We start from the raw sequence: 21489 nt of genomic DNA, 5'->3' as shown, positions 1-21489 counted from the left end.
CTTCCACCTACTCATTCTTATCTTCTTACGTATTATGTTTCTTTATTGGAGTAACTAAGTTAAGTTCACCGTTACCAAGCAACGGTTATTACGTCTGGTTCAATGAATTCTATTACAAATTTGGGTAATGGGCTAAATACATACTGTGGATAGGCATCTTCTGCTGCTAGATCAATAATATCTTCAATAATTTTTGATAGTGGCATCTTTACCCACGGCCATGTGCTAAAAGGTGGCAGGTCGTCTTGTAAGAAAAGATAAACTGAATTCTCCGTGTATAGTTCTTTATCTATAAAAAACGATGCCACCTTATCGCTATTAACATTGGGTATCACGAACTTGTTGTGCATTTTCTCTAAATCAAGGCTAACCCACTCAATTATTGGGATACTCTCTATAAGTTCAGTTTTCATTTTTCCCCTTTCCTTATCATCTAACTGCCAAATACCTTCTTTAGTTGAAAAAGGTTTTAACATCAAGCCTAATTGCATTTGCATTTCATCATTTTTTTCTTTCTCTTTTTGCTTTTGTAATAGCAGCTCTAACCTTGCTTTTCGTGCATTCATGTCCATTTTTTCTACCCTCTTTTCCTCAATCATTTCTAAGAATAACTTACTGTTCTCATTTTCCTTGTTCAACTTAATGTCATTGACGGAATGCTTTGTTACTTCTTCACGATTTTTCGATTAATTTAATTTGGATTTTAGAGCAGAAAGTTCATATCCCCCACTGCCCCATTCTTCCTTAATTTCTTGCGTTTATTTTCGTAGTTGCCGAAATATTCATCTTTTTCATACTGGTAAAACAACTCTTTAATTTTTGCATTATCTGCTTTTTCTCATCCGTAAACACTATAATCGTTAGCGATGTATTTCTATTTAGCCCCGATAACTTCCATACCATATAACGCCTAACGTTATTGTTAAAATTACCTGTTACGAAATAGCCGAATGTGAAACGCCCACGTGTCCAGCACACTTTTCCATTAAAAATGGTACTAACGTACAAAAATGAAATCTTAAAATGGACTATCAACTATTTTTTTTTTGTAAAAGTAATTCATTACTTAATAGACAATTATCCAATCAAATTTCTTTTTCAAATCATATGTTAATAAAGTAAGGCTAACGTTACCTTACTAAAATAGAAAAGGAGGTGAATATAAAATGGCATCCTTTGAGATTGGAGCGAGAAGTCTTTTCAATTTTCGAAACGAACGCTTTTTCCTATTAGTTGAAGATGAAATTACAATTCCAGATCAAGGTGTGGAGATTGATCCAGTGAATATCTATGAGATTGATCAACAAACTTTCAATTTAATAAGAGCTGAAGGAGATACACCTGTGATTGTCCCAGTTTTTAAACTTCCAACAGTACCACCTGGATTTAAATTAGAACGTAAATGTATTTTTTCAGTTGATAATGCATATTATGTAATCTATGATTTAGAAAATGGCACTGATAACAATGTTCTATTAAGAATCGGTGCAGCATTATTTAACTCTATGAGAAATTCTGGTGTTCGTGAATGTATTCCTCAAAATTTCATTAACTAAATGTATCCCCTTTTTTAATGAAATGACACTGAAAACGAGCAACCAATTTATTTTATGATAAGAATTGCAAATTTCATATGTAAGTATCTTAAAGAAAAGCAGATGCGCTTCATAATGAAACACATCTGCTTTTTGTTATTTCAGTTTTTTCAACGACTTTGATATTTGTTTCCATTTTCGCTTTTCTGCTAGCTGTGCATCGGTATTCGTTTTCTTTTCAATATAAGCAAGTTCACGCTGTAATTTAAAGTAGCTCGTTAAACGTGCGGGTTCTATTTCGCCTTGCTTAATGGCTTTTTGTACCGCGCAATGAGGTTCGTTTTTATGTGTGCAGTCTCGGAAACGGCAATTTTCCGCTAGCTGTTCAATATCAGCAAAGCTCGCTGCCAAGCTATCTCCCTGATCCCAAAGCTGTAATTCGCGCATACCAGGTGTATCGATTAAACAAGCGCCTGTTGGTAATACAACAAGCTCTCGGTGTGTTGTTGTATGACGGCCTTTTGCGTCGTCCTCACGAATATGAGAAACCTTCATTTGCTCGCTGTTTAATAAAGCATTTGTTAAGGTCGATTTCCCTGCGCCTGAAGAGCCTAATAATGCCGCAGTTTTACCTTCTATTAAAAGGTTATTTAAGTGCTCGATGCCTTTCCCTGATAAGGCACTGACAACAAGGACATCTACCCCAAAGGCAATTGCCTCGACTTCACCAACATAGCTTTCCACATCTTCACATAGATCAGCCTTTGTTAATACAATAACTGGTGTTGCCCCCGAATCCCAAGCTGCTACTAAATAGCGCTCTAAACGACGTACATTAAAATCCGCATTTAAGCTCATTACTAAAAAAACTAAATCTACATTAGCCGCTACAATTTGTTCATCAATTTCTAGACCTGCCATTTTACGCGTAAATTTTGATTTGCGCTCAAATAACTCATGAATGATTGCGCGCTCCTCGCCTTGCATTTTTTCAACTAACACAAAGTCCCCAACTGCAGGATAATCTTTACGTGAAAATGCATGGTAAGCAAAATTACCAGACACGGTAGCTAATAGCTCTCCCTGCTCTGTCATCACACGGTACGAATGCTTATGTTCTAACATCACGCGACCTACTAATTTATTTGTTGTTTCAAATTGTTCAAGTTGCTGTTCAAAAAATTCATTAAATCCTAATAGTTGTTTATTCAATTCCGTTTGCCTCCTAGGCGTATGATTTTTTTGTTTTTAGGCAAACAAAAAGCCTTATGATGGGCAATAGAAGCTTCTCATAAGGCTACACACGTACGTTAAAGAAGCATATACCTAAAAGGCACACGTATGGTGAGCAACATATGACAAGTCCCATTGCATGAATACATTCTCTAATTGATTTGTCATATTCCTCACCTACTTCCGAAATTTGTTATCATCACTATAACAGGCTTACAAATGTTTTGTCAATACAATCTGACAGTTTGTTTTAAAATATTAAAAGCTGCACAAAGTCTTGCATAACAAAGCTTAAAGCGTTTTCATTTTAAAATCACGCTAAATTTTTTTCACTTTTTGAATATTGTATATTTAAGAGCAACTTGGAATAATTTATTTAATAATTTATTGCAAAATTGTGGTCAAAATCATTTATTTTAGGAGGGTTTTTGCATGCATTATATTTGGATAGAGCATATAGATCCGATTTTATCGCAAATACCGGATTACTATAAAAGTGCCGCACTTATTTTACACCCGTTTGTTGAAATGCCAGAACATTTTATCCAATACCCAACAACCGAACAACAAATGCAGTACGGAAAACCTGTCCGTTGGGAAACGATTTGTCAGCTTTGTCATTTTAAACGTAAAGAAGATGTATTACTCGCGTTACTTTCCGACTCTGATGCCTTACTCGAGCCCTATGCACGACCAGATTTAGTGGAACAATTACATAAATATTTGCCGAAAAATATATTTTTCCCAACTTCCGATGAAACGTCACCACTTTTATGGCCAGCGTTTTTAAAGCTTTTAATCAAGAGCAATAGTAAAAAACTGTACTGGTCGAGCCCTATTATTCAGCAAAGCTCTGTATTACCACTTGATTTCGTTGAACCGGAATTATTTGTTAATTTACCTGAACAGGAATTACTCGTTTCCAATGAAACAATGTCAATTGTTTGGTTAAGTCGTTTTGATTCCTTCGTAACGACTTACCTATCCAACACTGCACTTAATGTGCCATTGTTAAAATCTCTTGCCTTAGAAACGATTATCTGCGATGAAAATACGCCTCTTTGGTTTTGGGTCAAAAAAGATACTTTATGATGTAGTATTTGTGCATTTCAAAAGGAGTACATCGCACAATGAAGAAAATAGTAGGAAATGGTTCTATTTATGTTTTTCCTAAATTGCATTCCCATTTTGTTGGGCCATTTCGATTCGACTAGTTTATGGTTCAAATATTTAGCCTGGTTAAATAAGTGACTTGCTAAAGATTGTGAAAGTAAGAAGTAACCCTCTCTCCGTCATGATTTCAAGTCACTTTTTTACTTAGCTTAGTAAAATCGAAAATTCTACATGTTTTCAGCACGTTTCTCTCGTCTAAGTAGGACAAGTGATAGTAAAACTACACCGCTTATTGTCGCTATGCCTAACGCAAAATGTGCATAATCTATTGAAAATAAAAAGTTTAATCCAAATAAGGGCGTTACGATTATGGCATAAAGCGGGTATTCAATTGATAATAAAATATCTAATAATGAATTATTTACCCGCGCTTTACTGACCACTGATAAGTTGATGAATATATAAGGGCTCCTGCGATACCACTTATGAAAAGAACCATTTTCAATTGTTTATTCGTTAAAAGCAAGAGAGCTAATATGACAACACATGAAAATAGAAAATGGATGCTCGTTAAAGTACTGTCTGGATATTTCAAAGATGGCATGAGATTGACGCAAAAGCTAAATACAATAACCATCCAAAAGAAGAATAACCGTTTATTCATTATCTAGCCTCCCCATTTTCCCATTTATTCGTTTCACAATAAAATATTGTGGCACTATATTAAGCAGACTGACGAATAAGAGTAGCTGCATCGCTGTTAAAGGTTTAAAATAACCGTCCCACCCTTCCAAAGCTTGCATTGAATAAACAAAATAAATGGAACTGAAATATGAAATCAGATTTCCTAAAATAATGTCTTTTATACTACTTGCCAAAGCTCTTGCAGTCTTTTTTTTGCATCTTGCAAATCAAACGAACTATACATACGAAAATGCTCGCCATCTAAAATTCGGTAATGGCTACTAATTATATTTTGCTGCAAACGAAATTCACCTCGCACCTCAATTTCCTTCCACCATACTTTCCCACCAAGTGTTTTATCCTTTGGTACAATCTCATTTTTATTCGTTAACAACTGAACAAAATACAATGGTTCATCGCCAAGAATCGTTTGTAAGAGCTCACTCCGATTAAAAATTGCACAAAATGCGACTACCGTTGTCCAGCCTGCTTCACTGCGCCCCTTTTCAATTTGAACGAGCGTTTTTTTCGAAATACCAAGTAGTTCCGCCATTTTGTCTTGCGAATAATCCTGCTCTGTACGCACGAGTTTAATTTTTTGTGATATGAGTGCAATAAATTGTTGTTTCTCCACAGACAAACCCCTCCCTTTTAGTGTAATTTTACATCTTTATTGTAATTTTTCAACTACAGGATTCTATTTTCTTACTTTTCAATTTCTCAGATCCCTAGTTATATTGATGCTGTTCACCAAAATAAGGTAAAATGAATAGCATATACAATCGTTACAATCTTAATTGGGGGTTTTTAATAATGACACAACAACTATTCGATAGTGTACAAAACACACGAATTTTATTGCGTAAAGAACAGATACAAACAATTTTTGAACAATTTGACCATCACAAATTGCACTTAACGCCTGAACAGCGCATCGAAAAATATAAAAAAATGGCGGATAGCCCGTTTCGTTATTTCCGTGGCAGTGCTTACCTTTTTTATTACGACACGACAAATTCACCTTCTCCGTTCCATACGCCTGAGGATCGTCCGACATGGATTATGGGCGATATGCATATGGACAACTTTGGTGCCTTCCAAAATGAAAATGGCGACATTGTTTTTGATGTCAATGATTTTGACGAAGGCTATGTTGGATCGTTTTTATACGATGTACTTCGTATGAGCATTAGTATCGGACTTTATTTAGAGGAGCAGCAGCTTGATGAATCCACGCAACAGCAAGCAATTGAGCGCTTTTTACAAGCCTACATAAAGCAATTAAAGCGATTCCAAAGTAAAAAGGATGACGCACTTAGTTTTGTATTTACGCAACAGAAAACAAAAGGCCCAATTAAGCGTGTGTTAAAAAAATTAGAAAAACGCCAACGTGAAGCACTAATAGATGACATTACAGAAATAAACGCAAATGGAGAACGTGTGTTTATTTGGAATGACGAAATTCAACCAATTGACAATGCACTTTTTGCGAAAATTGTAGCACTTGTCCCAAACTATCATGTAAAAGATATTGCCATTAAATATGGCTCCGGTACGGCATCAATCGGATTGGAACGCTATTATTTACTTGTAAATAGCCATCAAGATGCACTTGGTGGTAAGGATTTAGTGCTAGAAATGAAAGAAGTACGTTCAGCGATACCTGCCTATTTCCTGCCTTACAATAAGCCATTTTGGAACCATTATGTGCATCAGGGGGCACGTGTCGTCGGGACACAAAAGGCCATGCACCATTTACAGGACCCACATTTAGCATATGTGACAATGAACGACAAGGAATATTATATTCGGGAGCGTTCCCCGTACAAACGGAAAGTGAAGCCAAAAAACTACCGCACATTAGAGGATTACTACACGACAACTGAAATTATGGGGAAAATCGCAGCTAAAATTCACGCACGTGCTGATTTGGATTATTCACCTGTCTTTACGTATCACAGCGAGGATGAAATTTTAAAACAATTGCGCGGAAATGAGGAAATTTTTATCGAGGCAATTATTCTACAAGCAATGCGCTATAAGCAGATTGTTAACGCCGATTACGCATTGTTTACAGATTATTTACAGCACTTTGAAGCGCAACATATGAACTCACAGTTAGAAAAGTCCATCTAGCACGCTTTTAGGCACTGAAAGTCGATTCACACTAAATTTTTTAGTATGAATCGACTTTTTACTTGTAATTAAATCTAGAAATCGCAGTTATTTAACTAACTTTGAGTAAATTCACTAACAAAAAATGGATTAAGTGCAGTGTAACTTATTTTTGGCGGGCTACGGCATGACTGCATTATGGCCACGTGGTACGTGTCCATACTACTGTCTTTAATGCCGCATGCAAGGCCCACCAAACTAAAATGTTGCATTTCTATATTTTTAAGAGCGCAAAATGCTGCCGCTTGCGCTATCGCGAGGCGGCGTTGATGAAAAAATTAGTACGCTGTATACAATATTACATGCACTTGCCTCCAAATTTTGTATTGAAAAATACTCGTTATGAGGCCCTAATTAAAAGGTTACAAATCCGTCACATTGGCAAATTAATTTGCGATTTAAGTATCCATTGAATAATACATATTTCGATAATCAATACGACCATTTTTATCAAACTGAACGTGTTTGTAGGGTGTATCTTCTCTAACGTAGTAAATATGATGACGATGCGTTAAAAATTTCAACGAATAATTTTGCTGTAAACGATGCTCCATCCCTTCGAAAGATGTAAGGTCTGCATTCGTTTCTAAGACTGTTTGCAATCGTTTTGTAATTTGTTCCTCTTCTTCAATCGTCGCAAATTGCATCATAGGTTTAGGTTCGGCTAAATACATTTGTACGAGTGATAAAGGGACATTTTTCCCTATCGCAATTCCACCGATAAAAATATCAATTCGTTGATTTAAATCTTCCTGTGTTTCCTTAAAATTAATGCATTGTAAGGTTGAAGCGATCCCCATATTTGCTAGTTGCTTTTGCAAAACTTCGGCCTTTTCTTTATGGTTAACCCCTTCACGAATTTGTTGGTAACCAATCTTTAATTGTCCTGCAAATGACAGCTTTTTATTAGATTCTACTAAATTAATTGGTGTTGCATCTAACTGCCAACCATGTGCCACGCATTCGTTTTCTTCAAGCAGTATATACTCTGACGCCTTTATCCTATGCCAAATAGATGCACGCAACTCTTTATCTACTAATGGGCCATAGCGGCTATTGAGACACATGTAACAAGCTCCCGGTTCTTTATATACAATTTTTCGACTCGGAATGGATTTGTCGAAAGGATCATAACGAATCGAATCACTTTGAAACGCCTCATTGTATACAATATCCACTTTGTCAATCCAAGGACGTTCATTAAAATAATTATCAAATGCTTGCAGTGTTAACCCCTTATCACTACTCGCCTTTAACTTAAATGCCCCACAGCCAATTTGTGGCGACCGATCCGTTGGTAAAATAACGAGACGTGTGCTCGCTAAAAAATACGGTAAGAGTGCACAGGGCTTTTTCAATTCTAAATAAAATTCGTAACGTCCCCTTGCTTTTATTGATACCATTTCAAATAAATGAGAAAAGTAATGGGCAGAGGCTATAAGTGTTGCTACAACATCTTGAGCAGTCAATTCTTGCAAGTGATGAAATTGTACACCTTTTTTTAAGATATAATGCCAAGTACGAGAGTCCTTCGTAGCGTAATGAAATAATAAATTCGGTTGTGCAATGCCACAATCGTCTATTTTAAATAACGTTTCATGAATTTGCTCTAACACATGCATATCATGGCGAGACAAGGCCTTTAATGGATCTAAACAAAGTTCCACATAATACATGGTTTGACGAAAGACGTGGTTGTTATTTTCATTTTGCAAGCCAAATTGATCATTCAGCCATTGTTGAATTGTTGAATGATTGAGTTTTTCCATGTCCTTTGCTAGTTGAATGGCTTCTTCATATTTATTTTTCTTCCAAAATGTTTTCATTGCATAAAGCAGTATGTCAATTTCTTCTGCAGTAATTGTTAAAAACGGTTTTTTTCCGCGCCCTTTAAACGGTTCCCACTGAATCAGTTGCTCATCATGTAAACGATGCAATTGTGTTTTCGCATGTCGTGTCGAACAATGCCAAATGGATGCAATTAACTCAATTGACGTTTCTGTCCGTTGATGCGGCTCGAAATGTTTGAATAATGCTAGTTCATAATTCATAGCTACCTCCTAAAAGGTGAAGTAATCAAAATTACTATTCACTTTTTGTTCTCCTTTTATTAGTTTACACTGATTTTAAGGAGTGAGGGATATGAATATATATAAAAATCATACTTTTCGAAAAATTTATACCATGCATTTTTTCGTCAATATTTCAATGACCATTTTTTCATTTATTTTACCGATTATTTTGTATGACTTAACAAAATCTGCACTCGCGATGAGCACAATGCGGATGATGGATTTCTTGCCAAATATTTTACTCGGAATGCTGATTGGGGTTTTTGTAGATCGAATCAATCGAAAATTCGTTTTAGTATACGGCAATATAATTCGATTAGTTATTTCCTTAACGTTTGTATACATATTAACTGCGACAGATTTTGTGCTGTGGCATGTGTATGTTCTTGGGTTTTTATTATCGACAATTGGCTATACAGTGGGAAGTGCGTTAAACGCGATTATGCCACAATTGTTTGATAAGGCACTTATGACAGACATGCAGGCTAAGTTTTCACTGTTAAGTACAATGATTACTATTATCGGACCTGGCCTACTTGGGATGCTGCTCTTATGGCTTTCAAATGAATTGTTTTTATGGCTCTTTGTTTTTTGCCAGCTTTGTATAACGGTTATTGCACTATTTGTTGATTCCGTACCGACACCAAAACGCAATAATAAAAGCTCAATTATCGCTGAGATGAGAGAAGGTATACATGCTTTGGTAGGGAATCCATCGTTATTATTACAAACATGGACGATCTTTTTCTCAAATTTTGCATCAAGCCTAGTTATTGGCGTCCTCACATTTTATGTGTTAGATCAGCTGCATTTTACGAAAGAACAGTTAGGCTTTATGTTTACTGTATCTGCATTCGGAGGGATTATCGGAGCTAAATTAATCCATCCATTGCGTATACGCTTTACACGTGGACAAATTTATACGTTTAGTATGTTAGCAGATGCAACTGCTTTAACACTCATGTTTTTCAGTGGGCATTGGCTATTGATGGGCTTTTTATTGGCCATTCGAACTGCAACTTCCACCATGACCAATATTGTGTATTTAGCAATCCGACAAGAAACGACACCAAATCATTTACTCGGCCGTGTTGCGGGTACCACTTCGATGATAATGAAGCTCGCATTACCAGTAGGTTTATTTATCGGCGGGATCTGGGCAGACATCTTGCCAGTTGCTCCAATCTTTTTATTAAGTGCGGCAGTGATATTATTTAACTTTGTCTTATTGCTAAAAAACAACTTTCAACATACGGTTTAATAAAAAATTAAGGGCATTCTGTATATTAGAACGCTCCTTTATTTTTTGGGGTACATATAAAAACGGTATCATCGCACTTCTACAGAGGGTTGCTAGCAACGCCCGATAGATGAAAGTGACTATTTCTTATCCACTAAAAAAACTCATTATATTCGATATGCTCGTATTCAGGCTGCTCTAATGTTCCGCCCCACCCAACAGCAGAAAAAAACTAACTGCAGCAGTTCATCACAGTTAGTTTCTAAAATCAAAAACTATTAAATTGTACAAATTCTCCAACAGGCTTACGGTAACCACGTGGACGAATTTTGTCTACGCTTTTACCAATCGTAATTAGCATTATTGGCTCAAGGTGATCTGGAATATTAAACTCCTTTTTCAAATCTGCCACATTATGAATATGCATAGGACAAGTATCAAAGCCATAATGTTTTGCAGCAAGCATGAACAGCATCGCATGAAGACCGGAGTTACGGATAATCTCCTCTCTTACTAATGTATTATTTGTTTTTAAGCCTTCTGAATAACCACGAATTAGATCCATTGTCATGTCGTATGTATGTTCATCCATCATTTTTAGCATTTTCATTGGACCATAAATTTTTTCTGCATTTTCCATCTCAATGCCTTGTCGATTCCCCATTACAATAACCGCAGCACTTGCAGAATGAATTTTATATTGTTCGTAGTTTAATGCACGTACACGTTCTTTTTTATCATCGTCCATAACAACTAAATAGTTTGTAAATTGTAAATTGTATGCACTCGGCGCGGTTTTTGTTAAGTTGAAAATTTTTTCAAAATCTGCTTCTGTCATTTTAAAGTCTTTTTCAAAATTAACTGCTGAATGACGCGCTGTTGCTAAATGTTCGAAATCCATCTTAACCCCTCACTTTATATATTATGTATGAAAAATAGGAATGGGTTGTCACGAAAAATCCTTTCGGACATTCCATTCACTATTCTACCATATTATCGAATCGTTTTTAACGCTGTTGACCATGGAATTACTTGATCTAACATTTGGTTTACAGAATCCTTTTGTACATCTTTCGGAGTGAATTTTGTACCATTTTCAAAATCTGTAAATAATGATAATGCTGGATGTACGCGTACATCTGCTACCAATAATTCCCCTAAAATACCGCGTAAATGCTCGGCTGCACGTGCTCCACCAACTGAACCGTACGAAACGATACCAGCTGCTTTATTGTTCCATTCCACACGTAAGTAATCTAATGCGTTTTTAAGTGCCCCTGTAATTGAGTGATTATATTCTTGTACGATAAATACGAATCCATCTTGTTCGCCAACCGCTTTAGACCAATCTGCTGCGCCTGGTGCATCAGCCGTTCCTAGAAATGGTAAGTTGTAATCCGCGATGTCGATAATTGTATAATTTGCATCGCCTCGTTTGTCAGCTACTTCTTTTACCCATGCAGCTACTTGTGGAGATACGCGTCCTTCACGAGTTGAACCGATAATAATCCCGATGTTTAATGTTTGTGTCATTTGTAAATCCTCCTCTTTGTGTTTACCAAATAATTTATTGAAAAAGCTCATGACTTAAGTCACCTCATTTAAATATTTTACCTTGAATTTAATTATTTTAAATTCGAGATAAATATATCACGTCGCAAAGTATGTGTCAACAAATAAGTTACAAAAAGTAACTAACTTTTATAAAGTCATTTCAAAGCACAATTATTGCTGCTTTTCCGCGTTTTTACATCTTTTCTAATGTAGATTTTATTGAAAAACTTATCCTTTCATTTCCACAAAATAAAAAGACTACCGACAGTTTAGCCAGTAGTCTTAAACGTTTATTCATTTTTTTCTGCAACAGGTGCTGGTGGATATAGCTTTCTTCCTATATACGTTTGGATAATTAAAAATGCTCCTCCCACTGCCCAATACAATGGAAGTGCAGCCATAGATGATAATGAAATAAACACAATCATAATTGGCGAAATATAGATCATTAATTTCATTTGTGCCTTTTGCGCTTCTGGAACGGTCTGTAATGATACTCTTGCTTGGATGAAGTAGACAATACCTGCAATTGCCGTCATGATTAAATCAGGAGAACCAAGGTCAAACCATAAGAACGAGTGCGTTTTAATTTCAGTCGAATTCAAAATTGCAAAATAAAGTCCCATTACGATTGGCATTTGGATAAGCGTCGGTAAGCACCCTACATTTAATGGGTTTAAATTATGCTCTTTGTATAAGGCCATCATTTCTTGTTGAACGCTCATTTTTTCTTCTTGCGTTTTTGCTTCTTTCAATCGCGTCTGAATGTCAGTCATTTGCGGACGAACTCTGTCCATTTTTACTTTCATTTCGGATTGACTCTTATAAGTTTTCAACATAAATGGTAGTAAGATTAAACGAACAATTAATGTAATGGCGATAATTGTTAAACCGTAGCTACCATCAAAGGCATTTCCTAATGTATCGAGTGCCCAGTTCATCGGCTTAACAAACGTTCCATAGAAGAAGCCTTCCTTATTTTCAACGCTTTGACAACCTGCTAATAAAATTGTTGTGCTTAATAACAATAAGCTTAATTGTAATTTTTTCATGATTCACCTGCTTGCATTATTTGTAACGTAAATATCGTACACTATTTTTTACATTTACAACAGTATTAACTCTGAAATTTTGGAAGTTTTTCTTTAGTAAAAAAAACTCGCAACATACTAGCGCGAGTGGTGTCATTTGGCTCTTTACATTTTATTACGAGAATTTCGCAATATTTTGTAGAATTACGTTTCTCTTGGTCTATTGCTTCTTTTAGATGCTCTGTTTGGTATAAACCTTGCTTCGTATTACTTTCTCTCCAGAAATACATTCCACTATTTCGAATCTTCAAAAAGGCTTTTACCGAAGCAAAAGCCTTTTTCCTACATCATTATGCCTTTATAAATCGTAATACACGGCTCATTGTTGTCGGTATAATCGACGCATGATTTTCACATTCTGCGACATAAAACTCACTTTGAATGCCTTTTGTGTGGGCAATTTCATGGAATTTTTGTGCATCGTCAACAATATCGCCTTCCTCACCACCAACTGTAATATAAAGTGGTGCTGGATTTTGTAAATCGGTACTTTGTAAAATGCCTAGTGATTCGTGATCGTTCCACCAAATCGATGGGCTTAGTGCTACATATTTTGTAAATACAAGCGGGTGTTGTAAGCCACACACGCTGACGCTGCCCCCCTGATAATGCTGCGATTTCACGTTCACGAAATTCGATTGTTTGTGTAACTTCCATCGCCCAGTTGATTTTTTCAACGTCTTCTTTTGTTAGGCGATCGACATTTTTACGGAGCGGATAACGGCCATAAGCAATCAATTCATGCACCTTTAATTGCCCAGGTGCAGAAGGTGATTGTGCAAGGAGTGCTAATTTTTTTGCGATTTCTTTTGTAGACATTGAATTCATATTTTCTTATTGAAGAAAAATATCTCCACGCTCTTTTTTTAAAATACGACCAAGCGTTTTTAATAATGTTGATTTTCCACAACCATTCGGACCAATAATCGTCGTCACCTTGCCTTCAGGTATCGACACATTTAAGTCTTCAATAATTCGTGCTTGTTAATAGCCGGTCGTTAAATGGACTTTTTTAATATGAGCGAGCAAAATTTTGCTAAAAATTGTTTGGTTATTTCTTTCATGTTGGCTTTGTTGCTATTCCGTAGTAAATACTATTGTGCAAACATTCTCACTACGATATAGTAATTGTATTTTAGTGGAATTGAGGGAGTTATTGAGTGTTTTACATTATTCAATTTATTATTGGCGGCACCGTGATGCTGCTTGCTTCATGGTTAAGTCGTTCGAACTTGCATTTTTTATCGGGTGTTATTACACTGTTGCCGATTTTAACGCTGCTTAATATGCGCCTGCAAATGAAAAGCATGACGGCGGAAACATTTCAGCTTGTGCAGCAAAATGCGATTTTCGGTGCGATTGGTATGGTGCTGTTTACAAGCCTAGTATTTTATTTCTCAAGCATTTGGAAGCCAGGTCAAGCCGTACTAAGTGCGCTTGGGATTTATATTGTGTTTATGGTGATCGGTAAGCCGATTATGGCCATGCTACAAAGCTGAAAAAACCGCGCTTCTCATTTACGAGGAGCGCGGTTACGTTTTTTAATACGGGTGAGAAATGCAACTTACCTGATCTCAACTCTATTCATGACTGATGGTTTTTGTCGAGTCGAGTTCGGTTGAGTTCGGTACAGGGAAATCATACATTGCTGCATCATTTTCTGTATTATGACCGATTTCGTTCCATATCGACGTACTAAAAGCAAAGACAAATGTAAGAACATGCAGGATGACCAGCCATGTTATTCGGTTTTTGTTTGCAAAAATGATGATTAGTATCCCGAGAATCAGTAATGATGGGAATGTGATCAACATCATACCAATAGCGGCAAAACCGTCACGATACAACGTGCCTACGGAAAAACCAATAAGCCATGTCAAAATTGGCGTTTGAATGACAATCCATACGAGTGACCATACCATTTTTTGTACCTTTTGCGAACGTTTCTGTATGAGTAGCGGCACACCCACTAAACTGACAATCGCGATTACTAAACAAATGAGCATTGTTTTTCCACCACGAGTAAGCCATGAAGCTTCATATGTTGCTTGTTCGAATTCTAGCGTTTTAAATTCATTGTGTTCAATAAAAGTTTTCACGAATTCCGTCATTTGTGTTTTTGATAACGAGCTATTTTCACTAAATCCGATGTAATAAATATAGCCATCTGCAATCGTATAAAATTCATTAGCAGTCGTCGCTGTCAAATGAACGCTATTATTCTCTTCATCATAAGAATAATACGTGTACACTAATCCCCCATTACCCTCTAAAAATTTTTTTACTAGTGTTGTCGAAGGATTTAAGCGCTCTAGCTCAATCGGTGTTCCGTAAGCATCTGCTGGTGTTGCAGCAAGCGTGTCATAATCGATTGGTTCAAAGTATGTTCTTGACATCGAAATATTGATAAACTCTTCTTCGTGTGGAAAATGGAATTGAAGTTCGGTAAAATACCCATCATTGACTGCAATTACGTTGCCATCCTTTACTTGAAATGGTGTAGGAATATCAATTGTACTCACGTTGGTCTTTTGTAAAAATTCGGTATATGGAACTTCTTTATAATATTTAAGTGTTCTTATATGCTGCATATCGAAAGCCATATAATTTTGATTATAGGTGACGCCATCTCCTTCTATTTCGTGAAAAATATTCATTAAGGTTGGCTTGCTTGCTGTATTGTGTCGTGTGTCAATCGGTGTTAATAGCTGAATGAGTAAAAAGATAAGGGCTGTACTTACGACGATCGTTAATATCGGAATAAGAAAATTGCGTTGTCGCTTTGGTTGGCTAATTTGCTGCTGCACCTTTTGTCGTATACGCTGTTCGATTTCATCAGTTTGCTTTACTTGTTTTAATTTATAACGTGTCATCCTTTAACACCTCCCATTCCACTTCTTGTAATTGCACTCTTAATAGCTTTCTTGCTTTTACTAGCCGTGATTTTAATGTATTTTCATTAATTTGAAGAAGCTCCGAAATTGCCTTTAACGTCAACCCTTCTAGATAGTAATACGCAACAATTTCTCGCTCTTTCATTGGTAAGTTTAGTACCGCATCACTTATTAGCTGTTCCTCATCACGCACGATGAGTGCATCCTGTTGAGAAGTTTTTAAAGACAGCCATTTTTCTTGAAAAACGAGTCGCTGATAATGCCAGCTTTTTAAATAGTCCTTCGCTTTATTGACTGTCATTTTTATTAAATATCGTTCGGTTATTGTCGGATCTATGGGCTGCCTCAAATGATAAAACTTTATAAACACATCCTGCACAATGTCTTCAGCTGTATGTAAATTTTTCGTGTAATAATAGGCAATGCGCAGAAGTTGCGCACTATGTTGTTTCATTAGTAAGTCGAGCTGCTGTTCATTCACGGTTTTCACTCCCTTCTATTTAGTATAACGAGGCGAAATGTATGATGGTTGAAAATTTTATTATTATTTCAATAAATATACAATCCTTAATATCAAGAAAATTCAGAAACACATTTACAATTTCAAGAAATTTCGTTATTGTTGACGTACATTACGATTATTGGGGGCAATGTTATGCATTATGAACAAATAAAAGTTGAGTTACTTGCTTTCTTAACGCCTGAACAAGTTTCTGATAATGACATTATTCGTGCTCAACATGGACAAGACGAATCCTATCACGTACCCGCATTACCAGATTTAGTTGTTTTTCCTCGCTCAACACAAGAGGTTAGTGACATTTTAAAAATAGCAAATACGTATGAAGTTCCCGTCATTCCATTTGGACGCGGTTCGAGTTTGGAAGGTCATATCATTCCATACAATGGTGGTATTTCTATTGATTTTAATGAAATGAATGCGATTTTAGCCATTGAACCTGAAAATTTACTCGTAAAAGTACAACCTGGTGTCACTCGCTCTCAACTAAATCAAGCGCTTAAAAAGCATGGCTTATTTTTCTCAGTTGACCCTGGCGCAGATGCTTCATTAGGTGGAATGGCTGCTACAAATGCTAGTGGTACGACGGCGGTACGTTATGGGGTTATGCGCGATCAAGTGCGTGATTTAGAGGTTGTTTTGGCGAATGGCGACATTATTCATACAGGTAATTCGGCTGCTAAATCTTCGTCAGGTTTGCATTTGAATGGCTTGTTTGTTGGATCAGAAGGAATATTAGGCTGTATTACAGAGCTTACCTTGCGTGTATATGGTATTCCAGAACATGAAGTGGCTGGCCGTGCAGTATTTTCTTCAACCAATATTGCGGTGCAAGCTGTTACTGCAATAAAACATGCAGGGATTCCAATTGGTCGTGTTGAGTTGGTAGACCCTGCATCAATCCGTATGGTAAATCAATATAGTGAAACAGATTATCCAGAACAGCCTACATTATTTTTAGAATTTCACGGCAATGAAGCTGGTTTACAACAGGATATAGAATTTGCTACGGAAATTTTACAAGATTTTGGTTGTTCCCATATACAATTTGAATCGGACACCGCCGCCCGTAATCAATTATGGAATGCACGCCATAATTTAGCGTACGCATTTATTCATGCCAATCCCGGTAAAAAGCTTATGTCTACCGATGTTTGTGTGCCAATTAACGAATTAGCAAATGCGATTGAGTTTGCGCGCAAAGAGTTAGAAGTGAGCGGTTTAATTGGAGGGCTGACTGGCCATGTAGGCGATGGCAACTTCCATGCGTTAATAATGATTGATTTGAATCATGCAGATGAGGTTACACGAGCGAAGCAATACAATAAAAAAATTGTAGAATATGCTTTGTCTATCGGGGGTACTTGTACTGGCGAACATGGAGTTGGTGTTGGAAAAATGGAATATCAGCAACAAGAGCATGGCAATGCACTTGCAGCAATGAAAGCAATCAAGCATGCACTTGACCCAAAAAATATATTGAACCCATATAAACTTATTTAAATCACAAAAGCTCCAAAGCATAGTTAATATCATGCTTTGGAGCTTGTTACAATGGAGAAATGTTATTCGTAAAATGGTGTTACACTATATCCAGCTTGCTCTAAATGGTAGCGAATATTTTTATCGACTAAGAAATGTCCTGCCCCAACAACGACAAAGAATTTACCTGGTTCATTTTTAAGGACTTCCACAATCGAATTCGCCATGTTTTCGTCACGTTTACCGAATAGCATTTTATTATATTCTGATTCATCGCCTTCGACTTCAGTTAAGCTCTTCGCGAATTTATCAACATCTCCAACTTTCCAGTTCATAAACCATTCTGACAGTAATGCAATGTCTTCATCCGTTTGTTCTACTGGCTCTAAAATGCTATCAAGCACACCAACTAGAGATTCTTCTTGTGCTTCTTTTGATAATCCATCAAACATATCAACCTGTGCATTGACACCCTCTAGCTCATAAATCGGCTTTTGCTGTAAATAAGCCTTTAGTAAAAACTGCATATCGATTCCATGCATTGCCATTTCCTCAACCGATAAACCAAATGCTCCATCCATCGCTAATGTTGAAAAATTATTAGTAATTAACCATGGCTTCATTGTTTCCAGTTCTTCGATTGGCATCTCTAGCAGCTCAGCAACTTCTTGTAGCTTGGCATACGCTTCTTCACTAATATCGTCTTTTATAGATTTGCCTTCTTCATATATCGCTTTTTCCATATAGTATTCCATACCTTCTGGATCTACGATATTCGCTTCTACAAATAAACCTTGTGATTCATTAAAGGCATTTGTTAGCTTTTTATGCATTGGATACATATCTGGCACGCCTAGATGAATCGAGCCTAATAAATAAACTGTCGTATCTTCGTCCGCTACTACCCAAGCAACTCCCTTGGCTCCAGCGTTTGCTTGCTCATAAACATTCTGAATTAAACGAATGGCAAAAATGACAGCCTGCTGTGTTGTTGCCTTCTCTTCAAGCATCAGCCCTGTTCCAGATCCACGCAATACATTACGTTGCTGCAAATCTGTAACTGGGTCTTTCCCTGAACCAATATTATACTGAGCAGCAATATTATATAAACGATTAACAATATCACCACGCGTATTATTACCTTTTACTACAGCTGGTTTGAATTGCGCATTTTTTTCTAATTCAAGAGAGGCTATTTTCTCTTCTGTTAATTGTAATAATGTATTTAATCGCTCTTGAGAAATGGCAGTTTGAAAATCTTCATAATACCATTCAAGTGGGAAAATCCCGTATTTTTCCCCTTCATTTAACGTTTCAATTGCCCAATCGCTAATGCTCGGCATTAATTGTTCTGCTTTTACTAACGGCACTACGGACGTTAATAGTAACGATGCCCCTATTGTTGTTGCAAAAGCTGTTTTTGTTAATTTATTCATGAGTTCATCCCCTTACAAATATATAAATATGCATAGAACAAAAACAATTATAACATAAATAAATTAGAAAATATTGTATTCCTTGTTAAATTATTGGGTTATTTATACATTTATTAGCTCATCTCCAAGTGTTGAGTATAACAAAGAGTATCTTTATTTAAACGTCGTTCTAAAAAAAGTACAATTTCTCTTTGCATAAAAATTGTACTTTTTCGTGTGCTTAAAATTAGTGACCGTTTAACTATTTCCCAAATCCAAAGCTATATTTTGCTGTAATTTTCAAGCAATTATTTAATATACGTATTGCTTACGAGTAAAGGCTGAATAAGTTCGGTTGGGATTTCAAAGTCTACAATGCCCATATAGCCTGGCGCAACTTCATATTTATCAAAAGAGATGACAAGCTTGCCATCATTTGTAATATAGAAGTTTTGCTCTTTTTGAATCTTTTCGAAATTTTCAAAGAGTGCATCATCTTCTTTCCCTGTCGCTACCCAGTAAACTTTCTCACCTTTCGATTGTTCCATCTCTAGCTTCATTTGCTCTACAATGTAGCTGCTAATTGTCTCAACATAGCGTTCATCTCTAAATAGACCTTGCAATGTAATCGCAATTTGCTGTGCTTTATCAATCGTTGTATAGCGCATTATAGTTGATGATGAACCTACCATTTCTACAACATAGCGTGCAAAGGACAAGATTTGTTCATTATCTGTTAACACTTGATATCCGCTTTCTACACCAAAATGGCCGTCCTTATCCATTTCCGCAGAAAATTCCAAGTATTGCTCATAAATTTCTCTACCCTCTGCAGCATACTGGGCATTGAGCGCGGCAATTTCCTCTGAATCCCCTGTAATTTTTGGGATTTCAATCGATGCTTCATGATTGCCTTGATGATCTTCTATTTTTGAAAATGTGAGTACTTCTACAATTGAATTGATGATCGGGATGTTCGCCATATTTTTAGCAAAAACTGAGTTGGTATTTATTGAAATTGTAAAGAGCAAAACAGACGCTGCTGCTAATGTGAAGAACCATTGTGGTTTCCATTGTTTTTTCTTTTTGCGTTGCAATGCTTGCTCAACAACATCATCTAACTCTTTAGGTATTGAAATATTTTGATACTGCTTTTTTAAATCCCTTAGTTTTTTATCCATGATGTATTTTCTCCTCATCTTCCATATCAATTTTTAAAAGCTTTAACGCTTTATAAAGTCTAGATTTCGCTGTACTCAATGGAATATCTAAAATATTAGCTACATCTTCTAGCTTTAAGTCTTCAAAAAATCGGAGAATAATTATTTGCTTCAATGAAAAAGGTAAATTTTCCAGTGCACTTTCCAAATCAACATTACGATAGGCATCTTGCTGTTGTTCACTTAAGTAATTCAAAGTATCGTCTTCTGTAACTTGAATGCGTTTCATTTTACGTAAAAAATCTATGGCTGTACGCACAACAATTTTATATAACCAGCTTTTTATTTGGTGTTGATTTTCAAGAGTATCTAACGCCGTCCAACCTTTTTGAATACTATCTTGAACGACATCGAGTGCATCTTGCTCATTTTTTACATAGCTATATGCCAGTATGTAAAGCTGGTTTTTGTTGTCCCGTACATAGTTAATAAATAGCTGTTCTATGTGTGAATTCATCTTGTAGGACCCTTTCTTTTCTTTTATCTACACTTAATAGACGGTTAAGGTAGAGGAAAAAGTTTAAATAATTTTTAAATTTTGTTAAAAGGGTCTGATCCGCTTCGTATAACACTAGTTTAGAAGAATATATTTCACGGCTAATCATGTCAATTCGCTTTTCTGATGTGGACTGTATTCGAAGATTTATACATTTCTACCCACAAAAAAAACTACTATACATCAAAAATGCATAGTAGTCGTGTATTATTGATTATCTTTCCAGATTTGCATCGGGCTGATTGATTTTTCTTCAATTGGTAGCTGCTTTATCATCATTGAACGGTCATGTTTATCTTGTTTTAATTCGTTATAAATAAATTTAGATTTACTAAGACCGACTTTCGCTGCTTGCTCTACTGATTCTGCGAAGTAAATATCTTTCACATTTGCAAAATACATCGCGGCTAAGCACATTGGGCACGGTTCACCACTTGCATACATCGTAAAGCCTGTTAAATCATTCGTGTTTAATTGTTGCTGTGCACGGCGAATTGCAAGTAACTCAGCATGCCCACTAATGTCATGTACGATATGTAACTCATTTACACCTTCTGTAATAATTTGATCGTCCTTCACTAGCACCGCGCCAAAAGGCTGGCCACCTTCTTTAACATTTGCAATTGCTAGCTCGATTGCTCGTTCCATAAATGAATTCATTTAAACGCCCCCTTACTACTTAATTTTAGCAAACATTTGTGCGTATTCCTATAATGCATATGATATATTTATTACCTTTTCAAAACAATAATTAAGTAAATCCAA

Annotated in this window: 20 protein-coding genes and 1 pseudogene; 6 read left to right on the top strand and 15 right to left on the bottom strand. The window is 36.2% G+C overall.

The annotated features are described in order from the left end of the window. Positions 1–71 precede the first annotated feature (71 nt). Positions 72–572, bottom strand: a complete 501-nt coding sequence (locus tag LZ480_RS11820) for a hypothetical protein (protein WP_241369649.1) — start codon at positions 570–572, stop codon at positions 72–74. Between the two features lie 594 nt (positions 573–1166). On the opposite strand from LZ480_RS11820, the gene LZ480_RS11815 reads away from it, so the two are divergent. Then, on the top strand, positions 1167–1556 hold the full coding sequence (locus tag LZ480_RS11815; RefSeq protein ID WP_241369648.1) for a spore coat protein: 390 nt from the start codon (positions 1167–1169) through the stop codon (positions 1554–1556). A 135-nt stretch (positions 1557–1691) separates the two neighbouring features. Here LZ480_RS11815 and rsgA read toward each other — a convergent pair whose 3' ends face one another. Continuing rightward, positions 1692–2747: a ribosome small subunit-dependent GTPase A gene (rsgA, locus tag LZ480_RS11810; RefSeq protein ID WP_241369647.1), complete on the bottom strand. Its 1056-nt coding sequence runs from the start codon at positions 2745–2747 to the stop codon at positions 1692–1694. A gap of 453 nt (positions 2748–3200) precedes the next feature. Between rsgA and LZ480_RS11805 the strand changes: the two genes are divergently transcribed. Then, positions 3201–3860: a DUF2711 family protein gene (locus LZ480_RS11805; protein ID WP_241369646.1), complete on the top strand. Its 660-nt coding sequence runs from the start codon at positions 3201–3203 to the stop codon at positions 3858–3860. An 883-nt stretch (positions 3861–4743) separates the two neighbouring features. Here LZ480_RS11805 and LZ480_RS11800 read toward each other — a convergent pair. Beyond that, a complete protein-coding gene (locus LZ480_RS11800) occupies positions 4744–5199 on the bottom strand; it encodes a helix-turn-helix transcriptional regulator (protein WP_241369645.1) in 456 nt (151 codons plus the stop codon). Positions 5200–5378: 179 nt separating this feature from the next. Between LZ480_RS11800 and LZ480_RS11795 the strand changes: the two genes are divergently transcribed. Next, the gene (locus LZ480_RS11795) at positions 5379–6701 is read left to right on the top strand and encodes a DUF2252 domain-containing protein (protein ID WP_241369644.1); all 1323 of its coding nucleotides are present in this window, start codon (positions 5379–5381) and stop codon (positions 6699–6701) included. Between the two features lie 437 nt (positions 6702–7138). On the opposite strand, the gene LZ480_RS11790 is transcribed toward LZ480_RS11795, so the two are convergent. Beyond that, entirely contained in the window at positions 7139–8791 is a 1653-nt protein-coding gene (locus LZ480_RS11790; protein ID WP_241369643.1) for an ABC transporter substrate-binding protein, read from the bottom strand. Between the two features lie 91 nt (positions 8792–8882). Here LZ480_RS11790 and LZ480_RS11785 point away from each other — a divergent pair, with 91 nt between their 5' ends. Continuing rightward, positions 8883–10073: an MFS transporter gene (locus LZ480_RS11785; RefSeq protein ID WP_241369642.1), complete on the top strand. Its 1191-nt coding sequence runs from the start codon at positions 8883–8885 to the stop codon at positions 10071–10073. Positions 10074–10320: 247 nt separating this feature from the next. Here the strand turns inward: LZ480_RS11785 and LZ480_RS11780 are convergent, their stop codons facing one another. The 5 genes and pseudogenes from LZ480_RS11780 to LZ480_RS11760 form a co-directional block, all read right to left on the bottom strand. Continuing rightward, complete coding sequence (locus tag LZ480_RS11780; protein WP_241369641.1) at positions 10321–10953, bottom strand: nitroreductase family protein; 633 nt, start codon at positions 10951–10953, stop codon at positions 10321–10323. Positions 10954–11045: 92 nt separating this feature from the next. Then, positions 11046–11636 (bottom strand): NADPH-dependent FMN reductase, encoded by a 591-nt coding sequence (locus LZ480_RS11775; protein ID WP_241369640.1) that lies wholly within the window; start codon positions 11634–11636, stop codon positions 11046–11048. Positions 11637–11896: 260 nt separating this feature from the next. Then, positions 11897–12658 (bottom strand): membrane protein insertase YidC, encoded by a 762-nt coding sequence (gene yidC, locus LZ480_RS11770; protein ID WP_241369639.1) that lies wholly within the window; start codon positions 12656–12658, stop codon positions 11897–11899. A 329-nt stretch (positions 12659–12987) separates the two neighbouring features. After that, positions 12988–13284, bottom strand: coding sequence for a hypothetical protein (locus LZ480_RS11765; RefSeq protein WP_241369638.1), 297 nt, complete (start codon positions 13282–13284; stop codon positions 12988–12990). Next, a pseudogene (locus LZ480_RS11760) lies at positions 13274–13672 on the bottom strand (ABC transporter ATP-binding protein); the annotation flags it as partial. The pseudogene LZ480_RS11760 and the gene LZ480_RS11765, both read right to left, overlap by 11 nt. Before the next feature lie 185 nt (positions 13673–13857). On the opposite strand from LZ480_RS11760, the gene LZ480_RS11755 reads away from it, so the two are divergent. After that, positions 13858–14196, top strand: coding sequence for a GlpM family protein (locus LZ480_RS11755; RefSeq protein WP_241369637.1), 339 nt, complete (start codon positions 13858–13860; stop codon positions 14194–14196). An 81-nt stretch (positions 14197–14277) separates the two neighbouring features. Here the strand turns inward: LZ480_RS11755 and LZ480_RS11750 are convergent, their stop codons facing one another. Together LZ480_RS11750 and LZ480_RS11745 are read right to left on the bottom strand one after the other, a co-directional pair. Next, complete coding sequence (locus LZ480_RS11750; protein WP_241369636.1) at positions 14278–15570, bottom strand: hypothetical protein; 1293 nt, start codon at positions 15568–15570, stop codon at positions 14278–14280. After that, entirely contained in the window at positions 15557–16072 is a 516-nt protein-coding gene (locus tag LZ480_RS11745; RefSeq protein WP_241369635.1) for a sigma-70 family RNA polymerase sigma factor, read from the bottom strand. The genes LZ480_RS11750 and LZ480_RS11745 overlap by 14 nt, the downstream gene beginning before the upstream one ends. A gap of 174 nt (positions 16073–16246) precedes the next feature. Here LZ480_RS11745 and LZ480_RS11740 point away from each other — a divergent pair, with 174 nt between their 5' ends. Next, a complete protein-coding gene (locus tag LZ480_RS11740; protein ID WP_241369634.1) occupies positions 16247–17614 on the top strand; it encodes an FAD-binding oxidoreductase in 1368 nt (455 codons plus the stop codon). A 62-nt stretch (positions 17615–17676) separates the two neighbouring features. Here the strand turns inward: LZ480_RS11740 and LZ480_RS11735 are convergent, their stop codons facing one another. The 4 genes from LZ480_RS11735 to LZ480_RS11720 all read right to left on the bottom strand — a co-directional run bounded on the left by LZ480_RS11735 (position 17677) and on the right by LZ480_RS11720 (position 21384). Beyond that, a complete protein-coding gene (locus LZ480_RS11735; RefSeq protein ID WP_241369633.1) occupies positions 17677–19029 on the bottom strand; it encodes a TraB/GumN family protein in 1353 nt (450 codons plus the stop codon). A gap of 287 nt (positions 19030–19316) precedes the next feature. Continuing rightward, the gene (locus LZ480_RS11730) at positions 19317–20189 is read right to left on the bottom strand and encodes an RsiV family protein (RefSeq protein ID WP_241369632.1); all 873 of its coding nucleotides are present in this window, start codon (positions 20187–20189) and stop codon (positions 19317–19319) included. Further along, positions 20182–20685 carry an RNA polymerase sigma factor gene (locus tag LZ480_RS11725; RefSeq protein WP_241369631.1) on the bottom strand — a complete coding sequence of 168 codons (504 nt, stop codon included), beginning with the start codon at positions 20683–20685 and terminating at the stop codon, positions 20182–20184. Before LZ480_RS11725 ends, LZ480_RS11730 begins: the two co-directional genes overlap by 8 nt. Before the next feature lie 246 nt (positions 20686–20931). Further along, complete coding sequence (locus LZ480_RS11720; RefSeq protein WP_241369630.1) at positions 20932–21384, bottom strand: nucleoside deaminase; 453 nt, start codon at positions 21382–21384, stop codon at positions 20932–20934. Between the last annotated feature and the right edge of the window lie 105 nt (positions 21385–21489).

This window comes from Solibacillus palustris (assembly GCF_022549215.1).
GTDB lineage: Bacteria > Bacillota > Bacilli > Bacillales_A > Planococcaceae > Solibacillus > Solibacillus daqui.
The sequence above is the reverse complement of the archived record's forward strand: the minus strand, read 5'-3'. Positions and strand labels throughout refer to the sequence as shown.